Source organism: Pseudoalteromonas fenneropenaei, assembly GCF_042643375.1.
Classification (GTDB): Bacteria; Pseudomonadota; Gammaproteobacteria; order Enterobacterales; family Alteromonadaceae; genus Pseudoalteromonas; species Pseudoalteromonas fenneropenaei.
Genome location: NZ_JBHRSD010000017.1, coordinates 39,152 through 60,008 on the forward strand (window position 1 = coordinate 39,152; position 20,857 = coordinate 60,008).

19 protein-coding genes are annotated in these 20,857 nt (G+C 46.4%); 14 read left to right on the plus strand and 5 right to left on the minus strand.

Translation table 11 applies throughout. From position 1 onward, the window contains the following. The first annotated feature begins 280 nt into the window (after positions 1 to 280). The 3 genes from panP (at position 281) to ACFOEE_RS10370 (ending at position 3,797) form a co-directional block, all read left to right on the plus strand. Positions 281 to 1,906, plus strand: a complete 1,626-nt coding sequence (gene panP, locus ACFOEE_RS10360) for a pyridoxal-dependent aspartate 1-decarboxylase PanP (protein WP_377123896.1) — start codon at positions 281 to 283, stop codon at positions 1,904 to 1,906. An 87-nt stretch (positions 1,907 to 1,993) separates the two neighbouring features. Continuing rightward, positions 1,994 to 3,121 (plus strand): sensor domain-containing diguanylate cyclase, encoded by a 1,128-nt coding sequence (locus ACFOEE_RS10365; protein ID WP_377123898.1) that lies wholly within the window; start codon positions 1,994 to 1,996, stop codon positions 3,119 to 3,121. 10 nt (positions 3,122 to 3,131) lie between these two features. After that, positions 3,132 to 3,797, plus strand: a complete 666-nt coding sequence (locus ACFOEE_RS10370) for a YoaK family protein (protein ID WP_377123900.1) — start codon at positions 3,132 to 3,134, stop codon at positions 3,795 to 3,797. 86 nt (positions 3,798 to 3,883) lie between these two features. Here the strand turns inward: ACFOEE_RS10370 and ACFOEE_RS10375 are convergent, their stop codons facing one another. Then, positions 3,884 to 5,845 (minus strand): beta-propeller domain-containing protein, encoded by a 1,962-nt coding sequence (locus ACFOEE_RS10375; RefSeq protein ID WP_377123902.1) that lies wholly within the window; start codon positions 5,843 to 5,845, stop codon positions 3,884 to 3,886. Between the two features lie 167 nt (positions 5,846 to 6,012). Here ACFOEE_RS10375 and ACFOEE_RS10380 point away from each other — a divergent pair, with 167 nt between their 5' ends. The 5 genes from ACFOEE_RS10380 (at position 6,013) to typA (ending at position 11,186) form a co-directional block, all read left to right on the plus strand. Continuing rightward, a complete protein-coding gene (locus ACFOEE_RS10380; protein ID WP_377123904.1) occupies positions 6,013 to 6,876 on the plus strand; it encodes a MipA/OmpV family protein in 864 nt (287 codons plus the stop codon). Then, entirely contained in the window at positions 6,842 to 7,258 is a 417-nt protein-coding gene (locus tag ACFOEE_RS10385; protein ID WP_377123906.1) for a DUF3019 domain-containing protein, read from the plus strand. The genes ACFOEE_RS10380 and ACFOEE_RS10385 overlap by 35 nt, the downstream gene beginning before the upstream one ends. Next, the gene (locus ACFOEE_RS10390; RefSeq protein ID WP_377123908.1) at positions 7,258 to 7,944 is read left to right on the plus strand and encodes a winged helix-turn-helix domain-containing protein; all 687 of its coding nucleotides are present in this window, start codon (positions 7,258 to 7,260) and stop codon (positions 7,942 to 7,944) included. Before ACFOEE_RS10385 ends, ACFOEE_RS10390 begins: the two co-directional genes overlap by 1 nt. A 12-nt stretch (positions 7,945 to 7,956) precedes the next feature. Further along, positions 7,957 to 9,180 carry an ATP-binding protein gene (locus ACFOEE_RS10395; protein WP_377123910.1) on the plus strand — a complete coding sequence of 408 codons (1,224 nt, stop codon included), beginning with the start codon at positions 7,957 to 7,959 and terminating at the stop codon, positions 9,178 to 9,180. Between the two features lie 182 nt (positions 9,181 to 9,362). Next, positions 9,363 to 11,186 (plus strand): translational GTPase TypA, encoded by a 1,824-nt coding sequence (gene typA, locus ACFOEE_RS10400; protein WP_377123912.1) that lies wholly within the window; start codon positions 9,363 to 9,365, stop codon positions 11,184 to 11,186. A 74-nt stretch (positions 11,187 to 11,260) separates the two neighbouring features. On the opposite strand, the gene ACFOEE_RS10405 is transcribed toward typA, so the two are convergent. Next, the gene (locus ACFOEE_RS10405) at positions 11,261 to 11,902 is read right to left on the minus strand and encodes a DUF2959 domain-containing protein (protein WP_377123914.1); all 642 of its coding nucleotides are present in this window, start codon (positions 11,900 to 11,902) and stop codon (positions 11,261 to 11,263) included. A gap of 108 nt (positions 11,903 to 12,010) precedes the next feature. Here ACFOEE_RS10405 and ACFOEE_RS10410 point away from each other — a divergent pair, with 108 nt between their 5' ends. The 3 genes from ACFOEE_RS10410 to dtd are packed head-to-tail and all read left to right on the plus strand — an operon-like array spanning position 12,011 to position 14,297. Then, positions 12,011 to 12,871 (plus strand): virulence factor BrkB family protein, encoded by an 861-nt coding sequence (locus tag ACFOEE_RS10410; protein ID WP_377124415.1) that lies wholly within the window; start codon positions 12,011 to 12,013, stop codon positions 12,869 to 12,871. A 32-nt stretch (positions 12,872 to 12,903) separates the two neighbouring features. Next, positions 12,904 to 13,848, plus strand: coding sequence for an alpha/beta fold hydrolase (locus ACFOEE_RS10415; RefSeq protein WP_377123916.1), 945 nt, complete (start codon positions 12,904 to 12,906; stop codon positions 13,846 to 13,848). An 11-nt stretch (positions 13,849 to 13,859) separates the two neighbouring features. Beyond that, positions 13,860 to 14,297 (plus strand): D-aminoacyl-tRNA deacylase, encoded by a 438-nt coding sequence (gene dtd / locus ACFOEE_RS10420; protein ID WP_377123918.1) that lies wholly within the window; start codon positions 13,860 to 13,862, stop codon positions 14,295 to 14,297. 8 nt (positions 14,298 to 14,305) lie between these two features. Here the strand turns inward: dtd and ACFOEE_RS10425 are convergent, their stop codons facing one another. After that, positions 14,306 to 14,995: a spermidine synthase gene (locus ACFOEE_RS10425; RefSeq protein WP_377123920.1), complete on the minus strand. Its 690-nt coding sequence runs from the start codon at positions 14,993 to 14,995 to the stop codon at positions 14,306 to 14,308. 183 nt (positions 14,996 to 15,178) lie between these two features. On the opposite strand from ACFOEE_RS10425, the gene ACFOEE_RS10430 reads away from it, so the two are divergent. The 3 genes from ACFOEE_RS10430 (at position 15,179) to ACFOEE_RS10440 (ending at position 18,483) form a co-directional block, all read left to right on the plus strand. Then, positions 15,179 to 16,072, plus strand: a complete 894-nt coding sequence (locus ACFOEE_RS10430) for a bifunctional GNAT family N-acetyltransferase/hotdog fold thioesterase (RefSeq protein ID WP_377123922.1) — start codon at positions 15,179 to 15,181, stop codon at positions 16,070 to 16,072. Positions 16,073 to 16,289: 217 nt separating this feature from the next. Continuing rightward, on the plus strand, positions 16,290 to 17,243 hold the full coding sequence (locus ACFOEE_RS10435) for a GlxA family transcriptional regulator (RefSeq protein WP_377123924.1): 954 nt from the start codon (positions 16,290 to 16,292) through the stop codon (positions 17,241 to 17,243). A 4-nt stretch (positions 17,244 to 17,247) separates the two neighbouring features. Further along, complete coding sequence (locus ACFOEE_RS10440; protein ID WP_377123926.1) at positions 17,248 to 18,483, plus strand: S41 family peptidase; 1,236 nt, start codon at positions 17,248 to 17,250, stop codon at positions 18,481 to 18,483. A 41-nt stretch (positions 18,484 to 18,524) separates the two neighbouring features. Here the strand turns inward: ACFOEE_RS10440 and ACFOEE_RS10445 are convergent, their stop codons facing one another. Further along, the gene (locus tag ACFOEE_RS10445) at positions 18,525 to 19,553 is read right to left on the minus strand and encodes a phospholipase A (protein ID WP_377123928.1); all 1,029 of its coding nucleotides are present in this window, start codon (positions 19,551 to 19,553) and stop codon (positions 18,525 to 18,527) included. Positions 19,554 to 19,734: 181 nt separating this feature from the next. Next, positions 19,735 to 20,856, minus strand: a complete 1,122-nt coding sequence (locus tag ACFOEE_RS10450; RefSeq protein WP_377124417.1) for a succinylglutamate desuccinylase/aspartoacylase family protein — start codon at positions 20,854 to 20,856, stop codon at positions 19,735 to 19,737. Position 20,857 lies beyond the last annotated feature (1 nt).

Consider the following 20,857-nt stretch of genomic DNA (forward strand, 5'->3'; position numbering starts at 1 on the left):
CTGCGACAAGCATCAGTTATTTGCGTGCTGAAGGTTTGCAAACCTGTTAGGGTTGATTCAAAGAAGCACGCTGTTGGGGTTTAACTTTAGTTGGTATTTCTTTGTTTGTCTTGGGAAATTCACAGAAAAATCATCTCGTATAGAGTTTTCCACGCCAAGTAGAAGACTTTCTTTGTGGATTCCAGTAAAGTGAGCCATTTCTTTGTAACAATGAAGTAGGTCGTTAAACGCGTGAACGTGTCGCGATCTGCGGTTTATTGGGTTAGGTAACGGGTAGGTTATGGACCAAAAGCGTTGTGCTGTCGCTTCTGATGAAAGTCTTATGCGCATATTCACAGTGCCTGAAGCACCAGGTTCGACTCTCAGCAGAATTGAGCTGGAAATATCGAGCAATCTGGCAGGGTTTTTAAAAGAAAACATTGCAGCGATTGAAAAGCCTTTGCATGAAATTGAAAAAGACTTTCAATCCGCTTGTATTCCTGAAGAGCCAATGTTCGTTTCGGATTACGCTCAGGAAATCATGGAGCAACTGGTGGCGCATTCAGTGCACACGGCTGCGCCGAGTTTTATTGGTCACATGACTTCCGCTTTGCCACACTTTGTGCTGCCGTTGTCCAAGCTTATGGTTGGCCTTAATCAAAACTTGGTTAAGATTGAAACCTCTAAAGCGTTTACACCGCTTGAGCGTCAAGTGCTCGGTATGATGCACCATCTGGCGTTTGGTGAATCTAAAGCGTTTTATGACAAATGGATGCACAGCGCCAATACCGCATTAGGCGCTTTTTGCTCTGGCGGCACCATTGCCAACGTGTCGGCGCTGTGGATAGCGCGCAACCGTTTGCTGAAGGCGGATGGTGATTTTACCGGCATAGCTGCGCAAGGTATGGTGGCCGGTCTGCTGCATTACGGCTATCGCGGTTTGGCGGTGTTGGTATCAGAACGTGGTCACTATTCACTGGGTAAAGCCGCTGACGTGCTAGGGATTGGTCGCGATAACTTTGTCGCTATCCCGACTGATGCTAACAACCGAGTTAACGTGACTTTAATGCGTGAGAAAGCCAAAGAGCTGGAAAGTAAAGGTATTAAAGTAATGGCGCTGGTTGGCGTAGCGGGTACTACTGAGACTGGTAATATCGACCCGTTACATGCGATGGCTGATCTTGCTGCAGAATTGAAGTGTCATTTCCATGTAGATGCAGCTTGGGGTGGGGCGACTTTATTATCTGCTAACAATCGTCATTTATTAGCAGGTATTGAACGGGCGGATTCGATTACAATAGATGCCCATAAACAAATGTATGTGCCAATGGGGGCTGGATTGGTGTTGTTTAAAGACCCAACCGCAACCGATGCCATTGAACATCACGCTGAATATATTTTACGTAAAGGATCGAAGGATTTAGGCAGTCATACCCTTGAAGGTAGCCGCCCAGGTATGGCGATGTTAGTACATGCTTGCTTACGCGTTATCGGCCGTAAAGGCTATGAAATGCTAATTGATAAAAGTATCAGCAAAGCTAAATTCTTTGCGGAATTGATTAAAGCCGATGACGATTTTGAGCTTATTTCTGAGCCTGAGCTGTGCTTATTGACCTATCGATTAGTGCCTACAGCGATTAAAAAGGCTATTGCCAATGCCGATAGCGACGAAAAATTAGAGATTTATGCAGCGCTCAATCGTTTTACTGCGAGCATGCAAAAACGCCAACGTGAGTCTGGGCGTTCATTTGTCTCAAGAACGCGCTTAACGCCAGCGCAATATCAACATCAACCGACTGTGGTATTTCGTGTGGTGTTGGCGAACCCCTTAACGTCAGAAGCGATTTTGCGCGATATTTTGGCAGAGCAAAAGCAATTGTTACTTAGCGATCCGGTGTTTAAGAAATATTTGGCTAAATATTGCTAAACTCAACTCGGCGCCAGTGCTAAATAGGACATTTTAGTCTGGCGCTTGACGATTTGTCGTTTTCGTGGTTTGCTCTATGTATGTATTATGCAAACGACCCGTTTGCATTCCTGTCATGAACGCAAAAGCATGTATAATCACAGTCACCTTACTCAGCGTCTTCGCCGTATCAGCTCTGAAGAAGTGGATGTGTCTGGCCCCTATGCAAGTTTCCTTTCCGATATTATCCATGAAGGTTGTAGTACCCTAAAAGTCACCCGCGTATCGGTTTGGTTGTTTGATAACATAACCTCACCTACCCAATTGGTTAATGTTGCTAACACGGACTGGCCGCCTGGCAGCTGCCCTGGTTGTGCGCAATGTGATGATATTAAGCTTCGCGATTGCCTTCATTTAAGTCATTTTCCAAGCCTCAATTATTCAGACTTTCCAAAATATTTTCAGGCAATTAGTTCCGGTACTTCGATTGCTGCAGAGTGTGCGGCAAGCGATCCCCGGACATTTGAGTTTAATCACAGTTATTTACAACCTCATGGCATTACTACCATGTTGGATGCGGTAATTTTCAAAAATGGTATTCCACATGGGGTAGTGTGCTGTGAAGGAAAAACGGGAGTCAGGCAGTGGAGTGGGGCAGAAATCAGCTACGCAGAACTTATTGCCGATTGCTGTAGCCGCCGTTTACTGGTCAAAGAGCTATGGTTATTACAGCAGCAACTGCGCGAGCTGGCGTTTAAGGATGCATTAACTGGGCTTAGAAATCGTCGCTACTTAATGGATTTTGCCCGTCGTGAGATAAGCCGTCATTTGCGCGCGCAATTCCCTTTATGCGTGATGATGATAGACATAGATCATTTTAAGCAAGTCAACGACTTATACGGCCACGATGTCGGCGATGTGGTACTTAAAAACTTTGCCGAGCGCTGTGAAAAGGCACTGCGTTTAGAGGATTGTTTGTGCCGTCTTGGTGGAGAGGAATTTATTGCGCTGTTACCACAAACGCCCCTGCAGGATGCCTTACTTGTCGCGGAGCGCTTAAGAGCCAAGATTGCCGAAAGTGCGGTGTATCATGGGGCGTTGAAAATAACCTTAACCGCGAGTTTCGGTGTACATGAAGTGAATCTGCATGCGCCATTTAGTACCGCGTTAAAACTGGCCGATGATGCGGTTTATCAAGCCAAAGCGGATGGCCGTAATCGGGTGGTTGTAGGTTGAACATCACATTATGCTAAATCGTTTGCCACGCTGGATTGAAGCGGGTGCATTTGTGCTGGCGGCCATTGCTGGGCTTGTCAACGCAGTTGGCTTACTTGGTGTTGCTCATCAAGCAGTATCGCATCTTTCTGGTACGGCAACTTTATTTGCTATTGCTGCGACAGAATTGCAAAGCAAACCTCAGCTGGTGTTTCATTTACTTATTATCTTGCTCAGTTTTGTCCTTGGCGCAGCCATAAGTGGCGTGCTGCTGCACGGTCAAACCCTCAAATTAGGACGCCATTATGACACTTTGCTGTGGGTCGAAGCACTGCTGTTAGCTGCAGCGGCTTGGTTGCTCACAGCTGACTTACAAGCCGGCCTATATTGTGCATCCATGGCATGTGGAATGCAAAATGCGCTTGTCACCAATTACAGCGGCGCGATTATTCGCACCACGCATCTTACTGGTATTTTTACCGATTTGGGTTTGATGTTGGGCGCGTGGTGTCGCGGTGAGAGATTAGACAAGCGCAAAGTGGGGCTGTTTTTATTGATCATCTGTGGTTTTATTGGCGGAGGGAGTGTGGGCGCTTTGCTCTGGCCGCTATTGTCGTTCCAAGTTTTATATCTTGCGGCAATTGCTTGCGGTGTGTTGGCACTGATTTACTTGCGGCTACGGCACCAAAGTGCGTAACTCCAGTTGATTATCAATGGTAACCATGCGAGGCAATAAAAAGGGAAGTACGTCAGCAAGCTGAGTACTTCCCTTGCAGGCTTTGTCTATCTAGGGCCTGAATTCATAGCGGGTGTCTGCCAAGGGCTTTGCCACACATAATTACCATGCACATAATAAAGCATGGTGCTGTTTAATACTGCTCGGTCACGACTGGCATCAACAAAGTCAGGTGCGGGCAAGGGCGCATAATGCACCTCGCTACTGCCGTTATAAGTGAGCTGAGGTGAAGTGCCTTTACTGACATTGAAAGCCAGCATTTGATTTTGCCGTTGCCAAATCTCATTGCTATCGGTGAGCCAACGCTCTACGGGCAATGCGAGTCGATATTGATCTGGCATTGCCAGCCAAGATAGCGCGTGGTAATCAAACTCCACAGGGCTGTAAGCACCTGCAATGACCTCAGCGGCAATTAACTGCGGGTTGTTGAGATCCGCGACATTAAACAAACTGACTTTAGTACCTGTACTGACTATCCGCGGGTTACCTTGAGGGTCTTGCTGAATGTCGGTTTGCTGACCTATCCCAAGCAATAAATGGTTATCTAAAGGTTGTAAATACGCTGAATAACCTGACACCTCAAGGCTGCCAACTAAATTAGGCGCCGTACTTGAGCTTAAGTCTAGCACATAGAGCGGATCGACGCGCTCAAAGGTCACAATGTACGCGCGTTCATCAACATAGCGTACCGCGTAAATGTCTTCGCTGACTTGACCTGAATCATCGGTTTTGCCAATTGGGGTGTCTTGCGCTGTATTTGGATATTGCCCTATCACCGCCAAGTTATTACCTTGCTGCTCAGTAACATAGAGCGTGTGGCGGTAATGTCCAGCGCTGAGGTCTTCACTCATCACAATGCGTAGTTGGCCGCCTTTGGCACTAAAACGTAAGTTAGGATAATAGCTTTGCAAGCGGCCATTAAATACTCCTGTGGCAGCATAATTTATATCCTCATCGGTGAGCGCAAATTTATGTACCGCAGTTTTAACTTGGCTGTCATAACGAGTGCTAAAGGCGTAGAGGTGCGATTCATTAACGTATATGCCATCAAGTGCACTGTTAATACATAAGGTGGTACGATTATCGCTGTCGCTTAAGGCAATCCGAGTAATAGTGGTAATGCCATCATAGCCATCAAGCGTGGTGGCGTCTTTGGGGACTAAGCAACTATCACCTTGAATGAGCGGTTGTGAGGTGGCGTGCCGAGTGTCATTGATTTTGGGCAGCAACTCGGTCAATTTAGTGTTGACTATGGTGGTGTAGTTAGCGAGCCGAGCTGCGTCATCGTCGCCGTTGTTGAGATTTTGTACTTGGGGATAATAGTGGCTGACTAGATACAGTTGGTCGCCAATCACGCGACTGTCGATAAGGTTACCATCAATGTGCAACGTATTGATTTTGCTGGTTTGAGCCGGAACAGATACGTCTAGTAGATCCACCGTAAAATGGTCGCTGCCGGCAAAGCGTGCAAACGCAAAAGGCAAAATAGAAAACTGCTGACTTTGGCTAATCGCGACCAAGGTTTGTTGGTGGTGGTAAAGCGAAGTTAAAGGTTGTTCGGCGTCACCAAGCGGGAGTTGCTTTACTTCGGTGAGTAGGCCGTCCGCATCTGCAGTTAAGACCCTAAGGTAGTTGGTTTGCGTGCTGGATTGGTGTGCTTCGAGATCATGCCAAGGTGAAGCTGCAACGTAGAGATATTGGCCATCGTACTGCACGCGATTAGCCTCTGCCACCGTTTGCTCTTGGCTGGTGGTACGTGAATACTGCATATCAGGGCTGATGCCATTTAGCAGCGTTTGCATGGCGGCTTCATTCCAGCCACCCTGAGCGCGTTGATAAATGCCGTTTTTTAAATAGATTGAAAATTGCGTGGTATTGGCGGCGCTTAATGGGCTGAGCGCTGGCTGCATGGTATTAAGCGGTGGAACTTGCAAACTCTGTTCGCGGTCACTGTTACAAGCGGCCAGTAACGCTACACTCATTAATCCCAGTAAAAATCGGTAACTCATCGTGATCTCCTTGCTTGCCATAAAGGTTAAGGGCAAATTTACTTTGGCATGAGGATTGAAAAACGTCTGTTGTTGGTGTGCTATCGATTGTTATTAAATGTTGTTTAGGCTGGCGTGGTAGATCGCGAACGGATAGAGTGCGAGAAGTGGCAAAGTGGAGAAAAAATGTGAACCGTGTTGCAATGCTTATCGCCGCAGTGATGTTGCAAGCCCAAGTTATGGCTGCTGCCCCTCCAACTTGTGAGCAAAACTCGCCGAGTTGCCAAGCTGTTGGTAGCTGGCGATTTGCAGTGGCTGTTGGCGCTGGGGTGATAGATAACCCGCTTTATGGGGGAGATGACATTCCGCTGTTGGTTGTACCGAGCATCAGCTATTACGGTGAGCGCTTTTTTATCGAAAATCTCAGTGCTGGTTACACATTCGTTGATGACGCCGCGCTGGATATTAGCTTTGTGAGCGAATTTAACGATGAGGCGACGTATTTCTACCGCTATCACCCACGTAATATTTTCTTCAACGGTCAAGCGGAAGCGCTGAGCGCGGTTAAAGATGATGCCGTTAGGTTGTCGATAAATCAGATAGCAGACCGAGATTGGGCACTGGATGCAGGAGTGCGATTACATTGGTATTGGCGCGCCAATACTAAGCTCACTGCGCAGTGGTTGCATGATATTTCAGGAGTTTATCAAGGTTATCATGCGACATTAGCCTTGAATCAGCGGTTTGATGCACTGTTTAGTCATGATGACAGCCTAACAATTGGCGCTGGGCTGACATATAAAGACAGTGCTTTAACGGATTATTACTATGGTGTTGGTTACCGGGATAAAGTCGATCGCTGGTATCAGTACCAAGCTGGTAGTGGCGTTTCGCCGTTTATGAATCTCAGTTACAGTAAGCCCATTAATGCCAGTTGGCGTTTCTTGCTCAGAGCAAAATACAGCCGCTTAGGCTCACACATCAGCGCAAGTCCGCTGGTTGCCAAGGATGACAGCTATGCCGTATTTGTTGCGGGGAGTTATGCTTTCTAGGCGCTACTGGCTGCTGCTTAGCTTAATTTGTCACTTGCCGCTGAGCGCGCAACAGCTCGGCAAAGACACGCCAACACTAGGCATTAAACCTTCGGTGTGTATCAGTGCGGATGATAGTAGCGAGTGTACGCTGACAATTAAATTGCAAGGCAGCCAAGTGTTAACAGAAGCATTGTGTTTGTATCAAGATGAGCGGGCAGTTCAATGTTGGCAGGCAGGACAAACGATAAATCTTGAATTGGAATTACAAGTAGAACAGCAAACGCGGCTTAGTTTGCGCCGTACTGATCAAACTGAAGTTGCTGCGCAGCAACTCACTAGTATGCAAGCTCAAACTTCAAGGTTACGGCGGCGGTTAAAGAACGACTGGAGCTTTTTCTAATGGCTAAATTAATCTTAGTAGAAGATGACGAACGCTTGGCGGCTTTGACGGCGGCGTTTTTGCGGCAGAATGGCCATCAGGTTGATGTACTGCATGATGGTGAAAGTGCTATTCCGGCCATTATTCGCAAACAACCTAATTTGGTGATTTTAGATGTAATGCTACCCAATTGGGATGGCTATACCGTGTGTCGCCAAGTGCGCAACAGCTATGCCGGGCCTATTTTGTTTTTAACTGCCAAAGACAGCGATTTTGACCAAGTAAAAGGCTTTGAACTTGGTGGTGATGACTATGTTATCAAACCCGCAGAGCCTTATGTTCTGCTGGCACGCGTCAATGCGCTGCTGCGCCGCGCTAATAGCCGAATATTGCAACAGGAAACCGTTAAGATTGGTAGCCTTGCAATTGAACCTGCTGCGCGTCAGGTTTCTTTAATGGGAGAGCGGGTCGAGCTCACCACGCAGGAATATGACTTGTTGTGGTTTTTAGCCAGCCAAGCTGGGCAAATTCACAGCCGTGATGAGATATATCAGCAGGTGCTTGGGCGTCAATATGATGGTCTAGACCGTAGTGTGGATATTCGTATTTGTAAGCTGCGTAAAAAACTCGGCGACAATTTGGATAATCCTGAGCGCCTAGTGACGGTATGGGGTAAAGGTTATATGTGTGCTTTGCATGCTTGGTAAAGTTTACGCTGTATGTTGAGACTGGCCGTTAGTTTAATCTTGCTGGTACTTTGCAGTATTTTTGCCATTAATTTGCTGAGTGAATTGCTGTGGCAAAGCGTGCAAGGCGAGCAAGAAGAATTAGCGGTTGCACAGCAATTGGCTACCCAGCAGCAACAGTTTATCCTGCAACAACCTCAGCTGGCGGCGCAGCGCGACTCACTGACGTTAGCGCAATTTGCATGGTTGCCCGAGCAGTTAGCTAAGTTACAAGCTGGCGAGTTGGTGATGCTGTACCCAGATGACAGCTCAGTCAGTTTTTATTTCTTAATGCCAGATCAAGCGCATTTACAGCAATTGGGTCCTTATCGTTTACCGCCTTCTGAGCAGTATTTAAAGTGGGCTATTCGCCTTGCGTCTTATGCTTTGTTGGCTTTGCTATTGTGGCTATGGTTACGGCCATTGTGGCGAGATCTTAACCAGTTAAAGTTACTTACTGAGCAACTCGCGCGTGGTGAGCTTGAGCTACAACTCGCTCCTGTGCATTTCTCTGCTATTGCTAAACATACCGCACAAATTCAAGGTCTCACCAAGCGTATTGCGCGGCTGATGGATAATCAAAAACACTTAGTCAGTGCCGTGTCGCATGAGTTGCGTACGCCATTAGCACGGTTAAAATTTGCTTTGGCGATGTTGAGCTCGGTGGACCCAGAGCAGCGGCGTGGTATTCAGCAAGATATTCAAGACATGGAAAAGTTGATTGAAGAAATGTTGAGCTATGCACGCCTTGAATTCGCTAATCAAGCTTTAAGCAAAGCACCACTCGACTTTAGCAAGTTAGTGCATAGCAGTGTCAGCGCGCTTGGTGAGCACAAAGAGCGAAAGCTACAACTAGAGCTAATTGCAGAGTGTAAGGTGTTAGGTAACGCGCACTATCTTGAGCGTGCAGTGGTTAATCTAGTGGGGAATGCAGTTAAATACAGCCATTCCCAAGTACAAGTATCATTGGTTTTTCATGCTGGGCGCTATGCGCTTATCATTGAAGATGATGGCCCTGGGATAGCGGAAGCGGATCATGAGCGGATCTTTATGCCATTTCAACGATTGGCAGGTGAAGGTAAGCAGGCCAAAAGTGGCTTTGGCCTTGGTCTGGCGATAGTGAAACGGATCCTCGATTGGCATCAAATTGAGTGTCAAATTAGTCGCTCACCACTCGGTGGCGCGAAATTTACCTTGTTACTCCCTAGGTTTCGCTAGAATTTCAGCTGTTTATCGTACTTTTCAGTGCTGTCATAGAAAAATAATCTTGCATAAACTTTCATCCATTCCCGTAATAAGGGATAATACGCGACCTTTTATAACCGTATTGGGCATCTCGGCGCGCAATTTTGCGCGGATCGACTAGGATCAACGAGATTAAAACTTCTCTGAGTAAGAATATGAGCATCGAAAAGTTAAGAAATATCGCGATTATCGCACACGTTGACCACGGTAAAACAACGCTGGTTGATAAGCTTCTTGAGCAATCAGGCACGTTACAAAAACGTGGTGGAAACGACGAGCGTGTAATGGACTCTAACGATCTTGAAAGAGAGCGTGGTATCACCATTTTAGCTAAAAACACGGCGATCAAATGGAACGATTACCGCATCAACATCGTAGACACCCCTGGACACGCCGACTTCGGTGGTGAAGTAGAGCGCGTACTGTCGATGGCAGACTCTGTATTGCTACTCGTTGATGCTCAAGAAGGTCCAATGCCGCAAACGCGTTTCGTAACGCAAAAAGCATTCGCGCAAGGTCTTAAGCCAATCGTGGTAATCAACAAAGTTGATAAGCCAGGCGCACGTCCTGATTGGGTAATGGATCAAGTATTCGATCTATTCGACAACCTTGGCGCAACTGACGAACAGTTAGATTTCAAAGTGATCTACGCTTCAGCTATCAATGGCTGGGCAACGTTAGATTTAGACACGCCGTCTGACAACATGGAACCTATGTTCCAAACTATCGTTGACTGCGTTGCACCACCAGCAGCTGATCCTGATGGCGCATTCCAAATGCAGATCTCTCAGCTAGATTACAACTCATACGTAGGTGTTATCGGTGTTGGTCGTATCAAGCGTGGTTCAGTAAAAGTAAACCAACAAGTAACAGTAGTTGGCGCTGATGGTACTAAACGTAATGGCAAAGTAGGCCAAGTACTTGGTTACTTAGGTCTTGAGCGTCACGAAGTTGAAGTTGCGACTGCGGGTGATATCGTGGCCGTAACAGGCCTTGGTGAATTAAAAATCTCTGACACCATTTGTTGTCCAAACAACGTTGAAGCGTTACCTCCATTGTCTGTAGACGAGCCAACGGTAACTATGACGTTCTCTGTTAACACGTCTCCATTCTCTGGCCGCGAAGGTAAATTCGTAACGTCACGTAACATCCGTGAGCGTTTAACGGCTGAGCTAGTTCACAACGTAGCACTACGTGTTGAAGACACTGACAACCCAGATAGCTTCCGTGTATCAGGTCGTGGTGAGCTTCACTTAGGTATCCTTATCGAAAACATGCGTCGTGAAGGCTACGAGCTTGCAGTATCTCGTCCAGAAGTAATCTTACGTACTGTCGATGGCGTACTTGAAGAGCCGTACGAAACAGTAACAGTTGACCTTGAAGAAGAAAACCAAGGTTCTGTGATGGAGCAACTCGGTCTTCGTAAAGCAGAAATGACGGATATGTGTCCGGATGGTAAAGGTCGTGTACGTTTAGACTTCATCATGCCAAGCCGTGGTTTGATCGGTTTCCAAACTGAATTCATGACATTAACGTCTGGTTCTGGTTTGCTTTACCACACATTCTCACATTACGGCCCGCACAAAGGCGGTAACATCGGTCAACGTAAGAACGGTGTACTTATCGCAAACGCGGCTGGTAAAGCACTAACAAACGCGCTTTACAACCTACAAGATCGTGGTCGTCTATTTATCGGCCACGGTGTTGAAGTGTACGAAGGTATGGTTATCGGTATCCACAGCCGTGACAACGACCTAACCGTTAACGCGCTTAAAGCTAAGCAGTTAACTAACGTGCGTGCTGCAGGTACTGACGAAGCACAAAACTTAGTGCCACCAATTATCATGTCACTTGAGCAAGCGCTTGAGTTTATCGATGACGACGAGCTAGTAGAAGTCACGCCGAAGAGCATTCGTATTCGTAAGAAACTACTTACTGAAAACGAGCGTAAACGTGCGTCTCGTGGTCCGAAGGATTAATCCTTAGGGATTGAGTTCGATGCTCAGTAATTAAAAAACCGCCGAAAGGCGGTTTTTTGTTTTTAAGCGAGCCGCTATTCCTGATTCATTTGCGCAATAAAGCGGTTTGAATCGGCAATAGAGCGATCCATCTCGGTGATCAGCCGCTCAATATCACGTTTTAGGTTACTGAATTCACCACGAATGGCGGCAATTGCTTGGGCATTGAGGTTGTGTTTTAAGTACAGCACGTTATCTTTTAGTGCGGATAGCACAGGCGTCATTTTGGTTTCACTGGCGCGCATGGAGCGCAGCAGCTTATCAAACTGGCGTTTGGTTTGGTCGAGTTTTTTGGCGCTTTCTCTTTTCATACTGGCGTTGTTGTATTGCTCTAATTCATCTTGCCATTCATTAAATAAAGCTTCGGCAACATCTTCGACCTTATTAATATTATTACTTACGTCCTCTGCCGCTTTCTTGCTGGCTTCGTAATCACTGTTAAGCTGATCATAGGCAGCTTGCAGTTCTTTGCCATCAAAGTTGATAAGAGTGGTTAAGCGTTCTAACGCAGATTGAAATTCTTGTTGTGATTGCTGCTGGGCCTCTTTGGTGTCTTCAACGCGGTCAACAAGGATATCGCGCTTATGGATCCCGACTTTTTCCATGGCAGAATAGTAAGCGCTTTGACAGCCGCTTAAGGTTGTCATTAGGGCAAAGGTAAGCAGTAGTTTTTTCATCTTGATACTCATGATTCCGTTTGTTGCTGTTAATTATGTGATTGATTGTTATGATGTGCAAAAGCAATTTCCAATTTAGATGAGGAAAATACGGTGGATCTGGCAAATATGGGACGTGCGGCGCTGGCAACAGTGCAACAGTTTATTCGTCATCAGCCAAGTTGGTGGCAGCGTTATTTCAAGCGTTGTTTGGAAGATCAGATCACCGTCAATGCGGGTTACTTAGCTTATGTAACACTTCTTTCGTTAGTGCCGTTAATCGCGGTCGGGGTTGCGATATTTTCCGCGTTTCCAGGTTTTGAAACGACCCGCACTGCTATTGAAAGCTTTATTTTTAATAACTTTGTGCCTACGTCGTCGGATGTGATCCGCGAGCACATAACTGCTTTTACGGGTAATGCCAATCGTATGACCGCGGTGGGGATTGGCTTTTTGGCAGGGGTTGCATTGCTGCTTATTCGTAATGTGGATGTCACCCTCAACCGAATTTGGCGCGTACAAAACAAGCGGCCATTTATTATTTCTTTTGCAATCTATTGGATGGTGCTGACCTTAGGGCCGGTGTTTCTTGGCGCCAGTATCGGAGTGACTTCTTATATCGTGTCTTTGGTGACCTTTGCTGATCAAGGTATTCCGGGCTTTAGTGGTTTCTTATTGAAACTTTTACCCTACGGAATTTCCATGCTCGGCTTTATCATGCTCTATACTTTAGTACCGAACACCCGTGTTCCGCTGCGGGCTGCTATACCCGGAGCGTTATTTGCAGCTATGTTGTTCGAGCTGTGTAAAAAAGGTTTTGCGCTGTATATCAGTCACTTTCCGTCGTATGAAGTGATCTATGGGGCGCTTGCGACCATCCCGATTTTGTTCGTCTGGGTTTATGTTTCATGGATTGTGGTGTTGCTTGGCGCAGAAGTGACCGTATGTGTCCAAGGTAGCAGACGACCTACACCGTTAGTAGAAGAGTAGCCCTAGTGCGGCTACCTCAAGCTAGGAGCCGTATGATGACACAACTTTATCAGATCAGTGACGCGACTCGGCAGTTTCACTTGGCTGTCGGGGATGGCCACCAGCTTGAAGTTGAAGAGTACGGTTGCGCTGCGGGCGTGCCCGTCATTATTTGCCATGGCGGGCCGGGAACCGGAATCTGCCATTATCCGCTACATTATTTTAATCCAGAACGTTATCGCATTATTCTCTATAGCCAACGTGGCTGTGGCGGTTCTACTCCGCATAGCACAGCGCACAATACTACCGCGCATTTATTACAGGATTTAACCACTTTACTTGACCACCTCGATATCACTAAAACTGTGCTAGCAGGTGGGTCGTGGGGCGCCACCTTAGCGCTCTTATATGCCTTAGCTGAGCCAAAACGGGTGCGGGGGTTGGTATTATGGTCGAGTTTTTTAAGTAGTTCTGCTGACTTTGCTTGGATGTACTCTCCTGAAGGTGCGGGGGCGCAGTTTTACCCTGAGCAATACCAACAATTTAACTCGCAGAATTTGTCATGGCAGGCGCTATTAGCGCAATATCATCAGCGTCTCAATGGCAAGGATGAGTTGCTGGGCTTTCAAGCTGCGCAGCACTGGTGTCAGTGGGAGCGTTTGTTGATAGCGGGTGAGTCGAATCCAAGATACCTACTCGCCGAACGCCAACATCAGCTTTTGCAAGCTCGTTTAATGGTGCACTTTTTTACCGCTGGGGGCTTTGTCCCTGATGGCTTTATTTTGCAACATGCGACGCAATTACAAAGCATACCCAGTTGGTTTATTCATGGTCGCCATGATTTAATTTGCCGCTTTGCTGGGGTGCAAGCTTTAGCCACCACAATGCATGCTAAGCTTTTGATCTTAGATGGTATTGGGCATTGTGTGCGAAATAGCGTATATTCGGAGGCCATACGGCGGGCAGCAGATCTGTTGCTTATCAAGTTAGATCATTAAAGAGTGTGCATGTGATTGGATTAATTCAGCGGGTGAGCCATGCGCAAGTTGTAGTGGCAGGCGAAACTGTTGGTGCTATTAAGCAAGGCATCTTATTGTTGCTTGGCGTTGAGCAGCAAGATAACGAGCAAAGTGTTGAAAAATTACTACATAAAGTCAGCAACTACCGGATATTTACCGATGAAAACGGCAAGATGAATTTAAGTTTGCGTGATATCCAAGGTGAACTTTTGGTGGTGTCGCAGTTCACTTTAGCTGCTGACACTAAAAAGGGCATGCGACCGAGTTTTTCAAGTGCAGCAACACCAGCGCAGGCCGAAGCGCTCTATGAAGCGTTTGTGGCGCAAGCTAAAGCATCAGGGCTAAATGTGGCAACTGGGCGCTTTGGTGCGGATATGCAAGTGAGTTTATGTAACGATGGGCCGGTGACGTTTCAGCTGCAAGTTTAAGCTGGGTGTTATTTTGTTACAGAAATGATGTGATTGGCGTAGTTCGGTACTTCGGCAACAAAAGGCTTTTTGCCGAAATTAGCGATAAGCAAATGGGTTAATTGTTTGAGTTGCGAATCGTGTTCGGCTAGAAAGTTAATATACAACACGCCGCCTGAGTTCAATGCTGCACGTAGTAAATGATAAAATTTGTGCTGAAACAAAAACACTGGGGCATCCATATCGCTGAACAGATCTAAAATGATCCAATCATAGCTCTTGGGTTGCTCGAGCACTTGCATCACGTCACCACAAGTTAATGAGCAGAGCGGATCACCACCAAAATAGCGTTTATAGCAATGAATGATATCTGGGTTATTGTCTACTGAACTGACTTTGCAGTCGGGATAAATCGCTTTGAGATAGTCGCGGATAGCGCCAGCGCCCAAACCTAGCTCTAACACATCTTGCGGTGGCGGCTTGAGCTGCCAAAGCCGCGCCAATAGCTGTAAATGCGGAAATAACAGATGTTCAGGGTGGTTTAACTCGATAACCGATTGCAGCGTATCATTGATAAGTAACCAGCGTAAGGTCTTTTCTTGGCGTACTTGAACGCTAATTTTACCTTGTTTATGCCAATACAATAGGTGCCCGAGCTTGTGGCTTTGGCGAACGAATTCGTTGGCAATAATCCCCTCAGGGGTAAGAAACGCTTGCATAGTGTCATCAGCATAGCTAACAAATTGATTTTCGCCAAATCTTGCCAAACTGAATGAAAAATTTCCCCGCTCTTACGCCTTGGTATTATTTCTTCGTGGTAGAAATTCTAGTAAGGTGATTGCACAACAAGACGAATAGCCCCACAGCAAGATGGCGGGTAAAAATCAGCAACAGGAGTCGACATGTTTCAAGTGACTACCCCACAAAGTAGTGAAGATTGGCAAGCCTATTATCAATTACGTTGGCAGGTATTGCGCGCGCCTTGGGGTCAACCACGCGGCAGTGAGCAGGATGATTTAGAGCAAGACGCAGAGCACCGCTTTATTCGCAATAATAAGGGCGATGTATTAGGTGTTGCTCGCTTACATTTTAACAATCAAAAACAAGCCCAAGTGCGTTATATGGCGGTAGCCGAAGGCCACCGTGGTCAGCATTTAGGCAGTCGGTTATTGCATGAGCTAGAAGTCGTTGCTTGGACGCAAAATGCCGAAGAGTTGGTACTTGATGCGCGAGAGCGCGCGCTCAGCTTTTACGAGCGGCATGGCTATGAAGTGGTTGGCAAAGGGCATTTAGCGTTTGGTGAAGTGCAACATTGGAAAATGGTGAAGCGTAAGCCTTCTGAGCCGGGCTGGTTCCGTCGTCCTGATTGGACCAAAGTATTGCAAGATACTTGGCGCGAATCTATACCTATCAGCGATGCGATGGGTATAAAGGTAGAGAGCTATACCGATTGGCAATTTTCTACTCGAGCTGACCTCAAAGCTAACCTCAACTTACATAACTCGATGTTCGCAGGTTCTATTTATAGTATGGCGACGTTAACGGGATGGGGCGCTACTTATTTAGCGCTAAAAGAGCAGGAGTTGGATGGCAATATTGTGCTGGCGGACGCCAATATTAAATATTTAAAACCACTGACTACAGCACCAAGTGCAACCGTAACTTTGGCCGATTGTCAGGGTGAACTCAGCGCCTTGAATGAAGAGGGAAAAGCCAAATATCTAGTGCCAGTCAATGTCTATGATGGCGACGTGCTGGTGGCAAAGTTTGAAGGCACTTTTGTGGTGGTGCGATAAAAGTTTTGCGTGAGGCTAAGTGTTATTAAACAAGATAACACTTAGCCTGATAGGCTGTTTTGATCCAAATATGCTCGCCTACTCCGTGTTATATCCTTTCCTCTGCTGAGTGTCTTCACAAGCTAAACAAATTCATTGTATGTCCTTTTTTGTCGAAAAAATGCAGTAAATGACACGCGGCGGTTTGTTATAGTGATTTGGTGAGGGAGAGGAAGCTATGACAAAGAAACTACTATTTTTTATTGCGGATGGTTTTCAGGCGCTGGATCTGTTTGGGCCATTAGACGCATTTATGGAAACCAATGATATTGTCCCACAAGCGTATTACAGCCAACTCATGAGTCTATCTGCAGGTGCGGTAAAAACCGCCTATGGACAGAGTGTGAATGTTGAGCTGGGGCTAGCGGATGTTATCGAATTCGATGATTTGATTATTTGTGGTGGCACGGGAATGCGCCAGTTACGCTTATCTGCTCAGCAAGGTGCGCAGCTCAAACAGCTCGCTGACCGTGCCCAGCGGGTGATCAGTATTTGTACCGGCGCCTTTATTTTGCCGCAAATTTATCCACAGCAAGCACTTACGCTCACCACCCATTGGCGTCATTGTCAGCAACTGGCGCAGCAAGCTGGGCATTGTCAGGTTAAGCTCGATCCGCTTTTTATTAACGACGGTAAGGTATGGTCGTCGGCAGGCGTGCTATCCGGCGTTGATTTAGCGTTAGCGCTAATTGGCGCTGATTATGGCAACGCAATTGCGGCTAAGGTGGCCAAAGAGCTGGTGGTGTATCTCCAACGTGGTGGGCAACAAACCCAATATTCCGATTTGCTGGCGTTACAAAATGGCGAAAGTTTACGTTTGTCGGCGTTACTGGAATGGTTACCAAGCCAGTTACAACAAGCTATTACCGTCGAGCAGATGGCAGACAAAGCCTGTGTTAGTACGAGGCAATTAACGCGCTTGTTTAAATTACATCTAGGCAGTACACCCAGCCTTTATGTGCGCAAATTACGTTTAGAACGTGCTCGAGATCTGTTGTCACAAGCGCAAGCGGATTTAGCCAATGTCGCCAGTCAAGTGGGGTTTACTCATTACGACAGTTTTCGTCGTGCGTTTAACTCTTACTTTGGTGTTTCGCCCCTAATTTTTATGCAGCATCAAGCAAGGAGTTAACGAGATGAAAGGGTTAATCTGTGGTATTTTCCTCGCTATAACTTGCCAAGTTCAAGCGCTCACTGTGCAAGCGCAAGCAAAATGGCAGGAGGATATTCGCTATCTGCAGCAACAAGTCAAAGAAACGCATGTAAATCCATTTCATGCCACCAGTGAGCAGGAATTTGATGCAGCGATTGAACAGCTTTCAGCGCAATTGCCTGATTTAGATGAACCTCAAGTCGAAGTCGTCTTGATGAAAATAATGGCGAGTCTCAAAGATGGCCATAGTAATTACTATCCCATGTCAGGCCCACACCAACATTTTCCGTTTAAACTGATGTGGATAGATAATACCTTAAGGGTCGTCGGGACAACGGCGCAATATAGCGACCTTGTTGGTAGTGAACTAGTGGCGATTAACGGCGTACTACGCACGCAAATTGAGCAGCAACTCGCACCGTACTTATATGGTGTGGATAACACGTACAGTGCGCAAGTCCGCTTTGCCTTTCAAATCATACTCGCCAAATTGCTGTATGGTGTTGGAATTATTGATAATTTAAGCCAAGCAGAATTTACCTTTAGAACCAAACAAACATTGCAAACGCACACCATTGCGGCAGTGGACATGAGGAAGTTTGGTGCCATCAATGTCAGCAGTAACTTGCCTGAGGCAACTAAATTAAACGACATCGGCTTACCTGGCATCCGGCTCGGCTTTATTGCCGCGAGTAAAACAGCTTATTTTGATTTTGATAGTTATCCCAAATTTAATGAAGTAATGACACAGTGCAAGTTAGTGGTAAAGCAGCTGAATGCTCATGCCAGTCAACATGTGATTATTGATTTACGCGATAACGAAGGTGGGAGTTTTTATACGGGACTTGCATTTGCTGCTTGTTTGTCAGAGGTCGCAACATTGGATTGGCAACGTGGTGTTGTCACCTTAATCAATGCGGGGACATTTTCGGCGGCGATGAGTAATGCGGCCCAATATAAACAACTCTTGAATGCCAAGCTAATAGGCACGCCCACAGGAGGTGACCCTAATCAATATGGCGAATTGCACGTTTTTACTTTGCCGAACTCAAAAAGGCAGGTAAGCGTTTCTGAGCGTTATTACGCCTTTGTAGCAACACCAACAGATGCCCTCTATCCAGATATCGTCGTAACCCCAACCTGGCTTGATTATCTCGAACAACGTGATGTTGTATTTGATGCGGCACTGGCCTATTTTAGCCAAGCTTCAGCCCAATAAAACGACTGCCGACAAGGAAATGTCGGCAGGAATAAGCGCTGTTAAAGCAGATCCGTCAATAAGATCCCAACCCCAAAGCGTTCAATATCAGCGTTGTAGTCAATCATACTCTCACCGTAGCCATTGAAGTATTGCGCATAGCCACGTAATTTGCCCCAAATTGGGAAAGACCAATCCAGCTGAATGGCGCCGCGGTTATCGCTATTTAAATTGTTGCGCCACATAAAGCTAAATTCATGTTCCTCCACGCGGTAAGCACCTGAAAACTCAAAATAACCCATATACTTATGGATATCAGGGTTATCGTCGCCTTTGGCTTCGAGAGGGTCTAACTTGCGGTCTTCAGGGAGGCGATACCAAGGTTTAAAGCTAAACACAAAACCACGGTTTTCCCATAAGAAATTGGCGTAAATGCGGTTCCAAGAGCGGGAATTAGGTTGGCTGCGGCCATTGGATTGGTGGGAAATACCCAATACAAAAGCCATTTCATCACCCCATAAGACGTTTTCGTCATCGAGGAAGTTTATCCAAAACAGCTCAGGTTCGTAGTTGGTTTCACGGAACGGTGAGGAAATATCTTTATTATAAAACTGCCAGAATGATTGCAGTGTAAAGCCCATATAAACCGCTTGGTCTTTGTCTGAAAAACCAGTATAAAGCGGCACTTTCAACGACAATTGATATTTTACTTCGAAGTTATCTAGTGGCTCACCGGCATTAGCATCATTTTGTAGCCCGTCAAATGGCCGACTATTGGGATGAGATACATAAGATACAGGCAAAATATAATTGCGCTGATGTGGCGTCAGCACATTACGGTTGTGTTCACCAACCCGCTCACGTGCCATACGTTTGTCGAGTTGGCTGAGGTTTTTAGCCGCATCCATTTGTGCACAATAGGTTTTTAACTCCGCAATAGTACGGTTTTGGTCGCCGCCAATGACTTCATTTAAGATACATTGTTTGATGAGATCAATTTCATCGGGAGCGGCCGTTTCAGCGGCACTCAAGGTAGCCGTGAACGAACTTGTCAGTAGTGAAAGCCATGTCAGGGTGAAGCGAGAGCGCATAAGTTATCCGTAATTTGCGGCGATTATCGCTATTATACTTACATAAAGTGACATTTGCCTGAATTTGGCTGGAATTAAATTGACTTGTTTGGGTTTTGGTACATAGAAAAGGCTGGCGGCTTGCGCCGCCGACACCTTAGTAGGTCAGGTCAAGCCTACCTACTCTCACGCAATAAAACGGTTACAGCTCAAAATAGTGAGTAAAGAACTTATAAAGTTCTGTGCCTTGATTCACACTGGCGGAGGCAAAGTGCAAAATCGGGATGGCAGGCGTATCTATTTTGATGCTGTGTAAAGGTTGTTCACTTAAATACTGCTCCATACGCAAAATATGGGCGATGGTGGTTCCTGCCGGAATAGGTTCGCCAAGTGGCGCGGTGTATTCCACCATGCCGCCCATAGGCGAATAAAAGGCAAGGTAATCTTTGAGATAGCAGCCATAACGAGTCATTGTAGCGGGCTGATAATTGCCAGCGACAATGGCTTCTTTGTAATTTAGATAGCTGAGAATACTGGCTGCATCGCGTTTTGCTTCGGCTAAATCGATTTTCTCTTGTGAACCGAGTTCCACTGTAAAGGCTTCAACGGCAACTGGAAAAGTTCGGCCTTGTGCTGCTAGTGCAAGACTCAGTTGCCACCAAGGGCTAAAACAGGCTTCGTCCATCGCGCCACCAAACCCTTCTGGGATCAATAACACGTTTTGAATATCGAAGTAGCGCGCGCTGGCTTTGGCATAGAGTGGACAATACAGGTGCTTAGCAGAAATTGGTCCGGTGTGTAAATCCAGTACGATATCAGCCTGATGTGCTAACAGTTGCAAATTAAGCGCGATGCGTTTACCTGTGGTGAGGCTATACGCCGGACCATCAAGTAAATTTTGCGTTTGCTCGATAAGCAAAGCTTTAAACTGCGCTTTCAGCTCTTGCTCATCGGCGTTTTGCTGTGCCTGTAAAAAACACTCAATCAGACCGGTATGGTCGTGATACATCCGGTTCCAATTGGTGCCTGTGATTGGATCAAAACGGCCTAAAGTAAATTCGCCGGACTTTTGGTTGCAGCCAATGGGGTTAGCATAGGGGACTAACGTGATATCACCCAACAGCGGCAATTGCTTTAGTTGTTCAAGTAACTGATAAATAACCGCATTACCTTGAACTTCCGCACCGTGCATATTGGCTTGGATATACACAGACGGCCCATTGCCTTGACCTTTTAACCGGTAAACCGGAATGGTCAGCGGCAAACCATTGGCAATTTCGCCGACCACGATGTTTTCTTGAGTAATGGCATTAACGGCAGTCATC

Excerpts from the sequence above, each read along its gene's own strand:
- ACFOEE_RS10425 (WP_377123920.1), bottom strand. The coding sequence starts at position 14,995 with ATGCAAGCGTTTCTTACCCCTGAGGGGATTATTGCCAACGAATTCGTT.
- ACFOEE_RS10435 (WP_377123924.1), top strand. The coding sequence starts at position 16,290 with ATGACAAAGAAACTACTATTTTTTATTGCGGATGGTTTTCAGGCGCTG.
- ACFOEE_RS10375 (WP_377123902.1), bottom strand. The coding sequence starts at position 5,845 with ATGAGTTACCGATTTTTACTGGGATTAATGAGTGTAGCGTTACTGGCC.
- ACFOEE_RS10410 (WP_377124415.1), top strand. The coding sequence starts at position 12,011 with ATGGGACGTGCGGCGCTGGCAACAGTGCAACAGTTTATTCGTCATCAG.
- ACFOEE_RS10385 (WP_377123906.1), top strand. The coding sequence starts at position 6,842 with ATGCCGTATTTGTTGCGGGGAGTTATGCTTTCTAGGCGCTACTGGCTG.
- ACFOEE_RS10390 (WP_377123908.1), top strand. The coding sequence starts at position 7,258 with ATGGCTAAATTAATCTTAGTAGAAGATGACGAACGCTTGGCGGCTTTG.
- panP (WP_377123896.1), top strand. The coding sequence starts at position 281 with ATGGACCAAAAGCGTTGTGCTGTCGCTTCTGATGAAAGTCTTATGCGC.
- ACFOEE_RS10450 (WP_377124417.1), bottom strand. The coding sequence starts at position 20,856 with ATGACTGCCGTTAATGCCATTACTCAAGAAAACATCGTGGTCGGCGAA.
- ACFOEE_RS10430 (WP_377123922.1), top strand. The coding sequence starts at position 15,179 with ATGTTTCAAGTGACTACCCCACAAAGTAGTGAAGATTGGCAAGCCTAT.
- ACFOEE_RS10415 (WP_377123916.1), top strand. The coding sequence starts at position 12,904 with ATGATGACACAACTTTATCAGATCAGTGACGCGACTCGGCAGTTTCAC.
- ACFOEE_RS10395 (WP_377123910.1), top strand. The coding sequence starts at position 7,957 with ATGTTGAGACTGGCCGTTAGTTTAATCTTGCTGGTACTTTGCAGTATT.
- ACFOEE_RS10445 (WP_377123928.1), bottom strand. The coding sequence starts at position 19,553 with ATGCGCTCTCGCTTCACCCTGACATGGCTTTCACTACTGACAAGTTCG.
- ACFOEE_RS10440 (WP_377123926.1), top strand. The coding sequence starts at position 17,248 with ATGAAAGGGTTAATCTGTGGTATTTTCCTCGCTATAACTTGCCAAGTT.
- ACFOEE_RS10370 (WP_377123900.1), top strand. The coding sequence starts at position 3,132 with ATGCTAAATCGTTTGCCACGCTGGATTGAAGCGGGTGCATTTGTGCTG.
- ACFOEE_RS10405 (WP_377123914.1), bottom strand. The coding sequence starts at position 11,902 with ATGAAAAAACTACTGCTTACCTTTGCCCTAATGACAACCTTAAGCGGC.
- ACFOEE_RS10365 (WP_377123898.1), top strand. The coding sequence starts at position 1,994 with ATGCAAACGACCCGTTTGCATTCCTGTCATGAACGCAAAAGCATGTAT.
- typA (WP_377123912.1), top strand. The coding sequence starts at position 9,363 with ATGAGCATCGAAAAGTTAAGAAATATCGCGATTATCGCACACGTTGAC.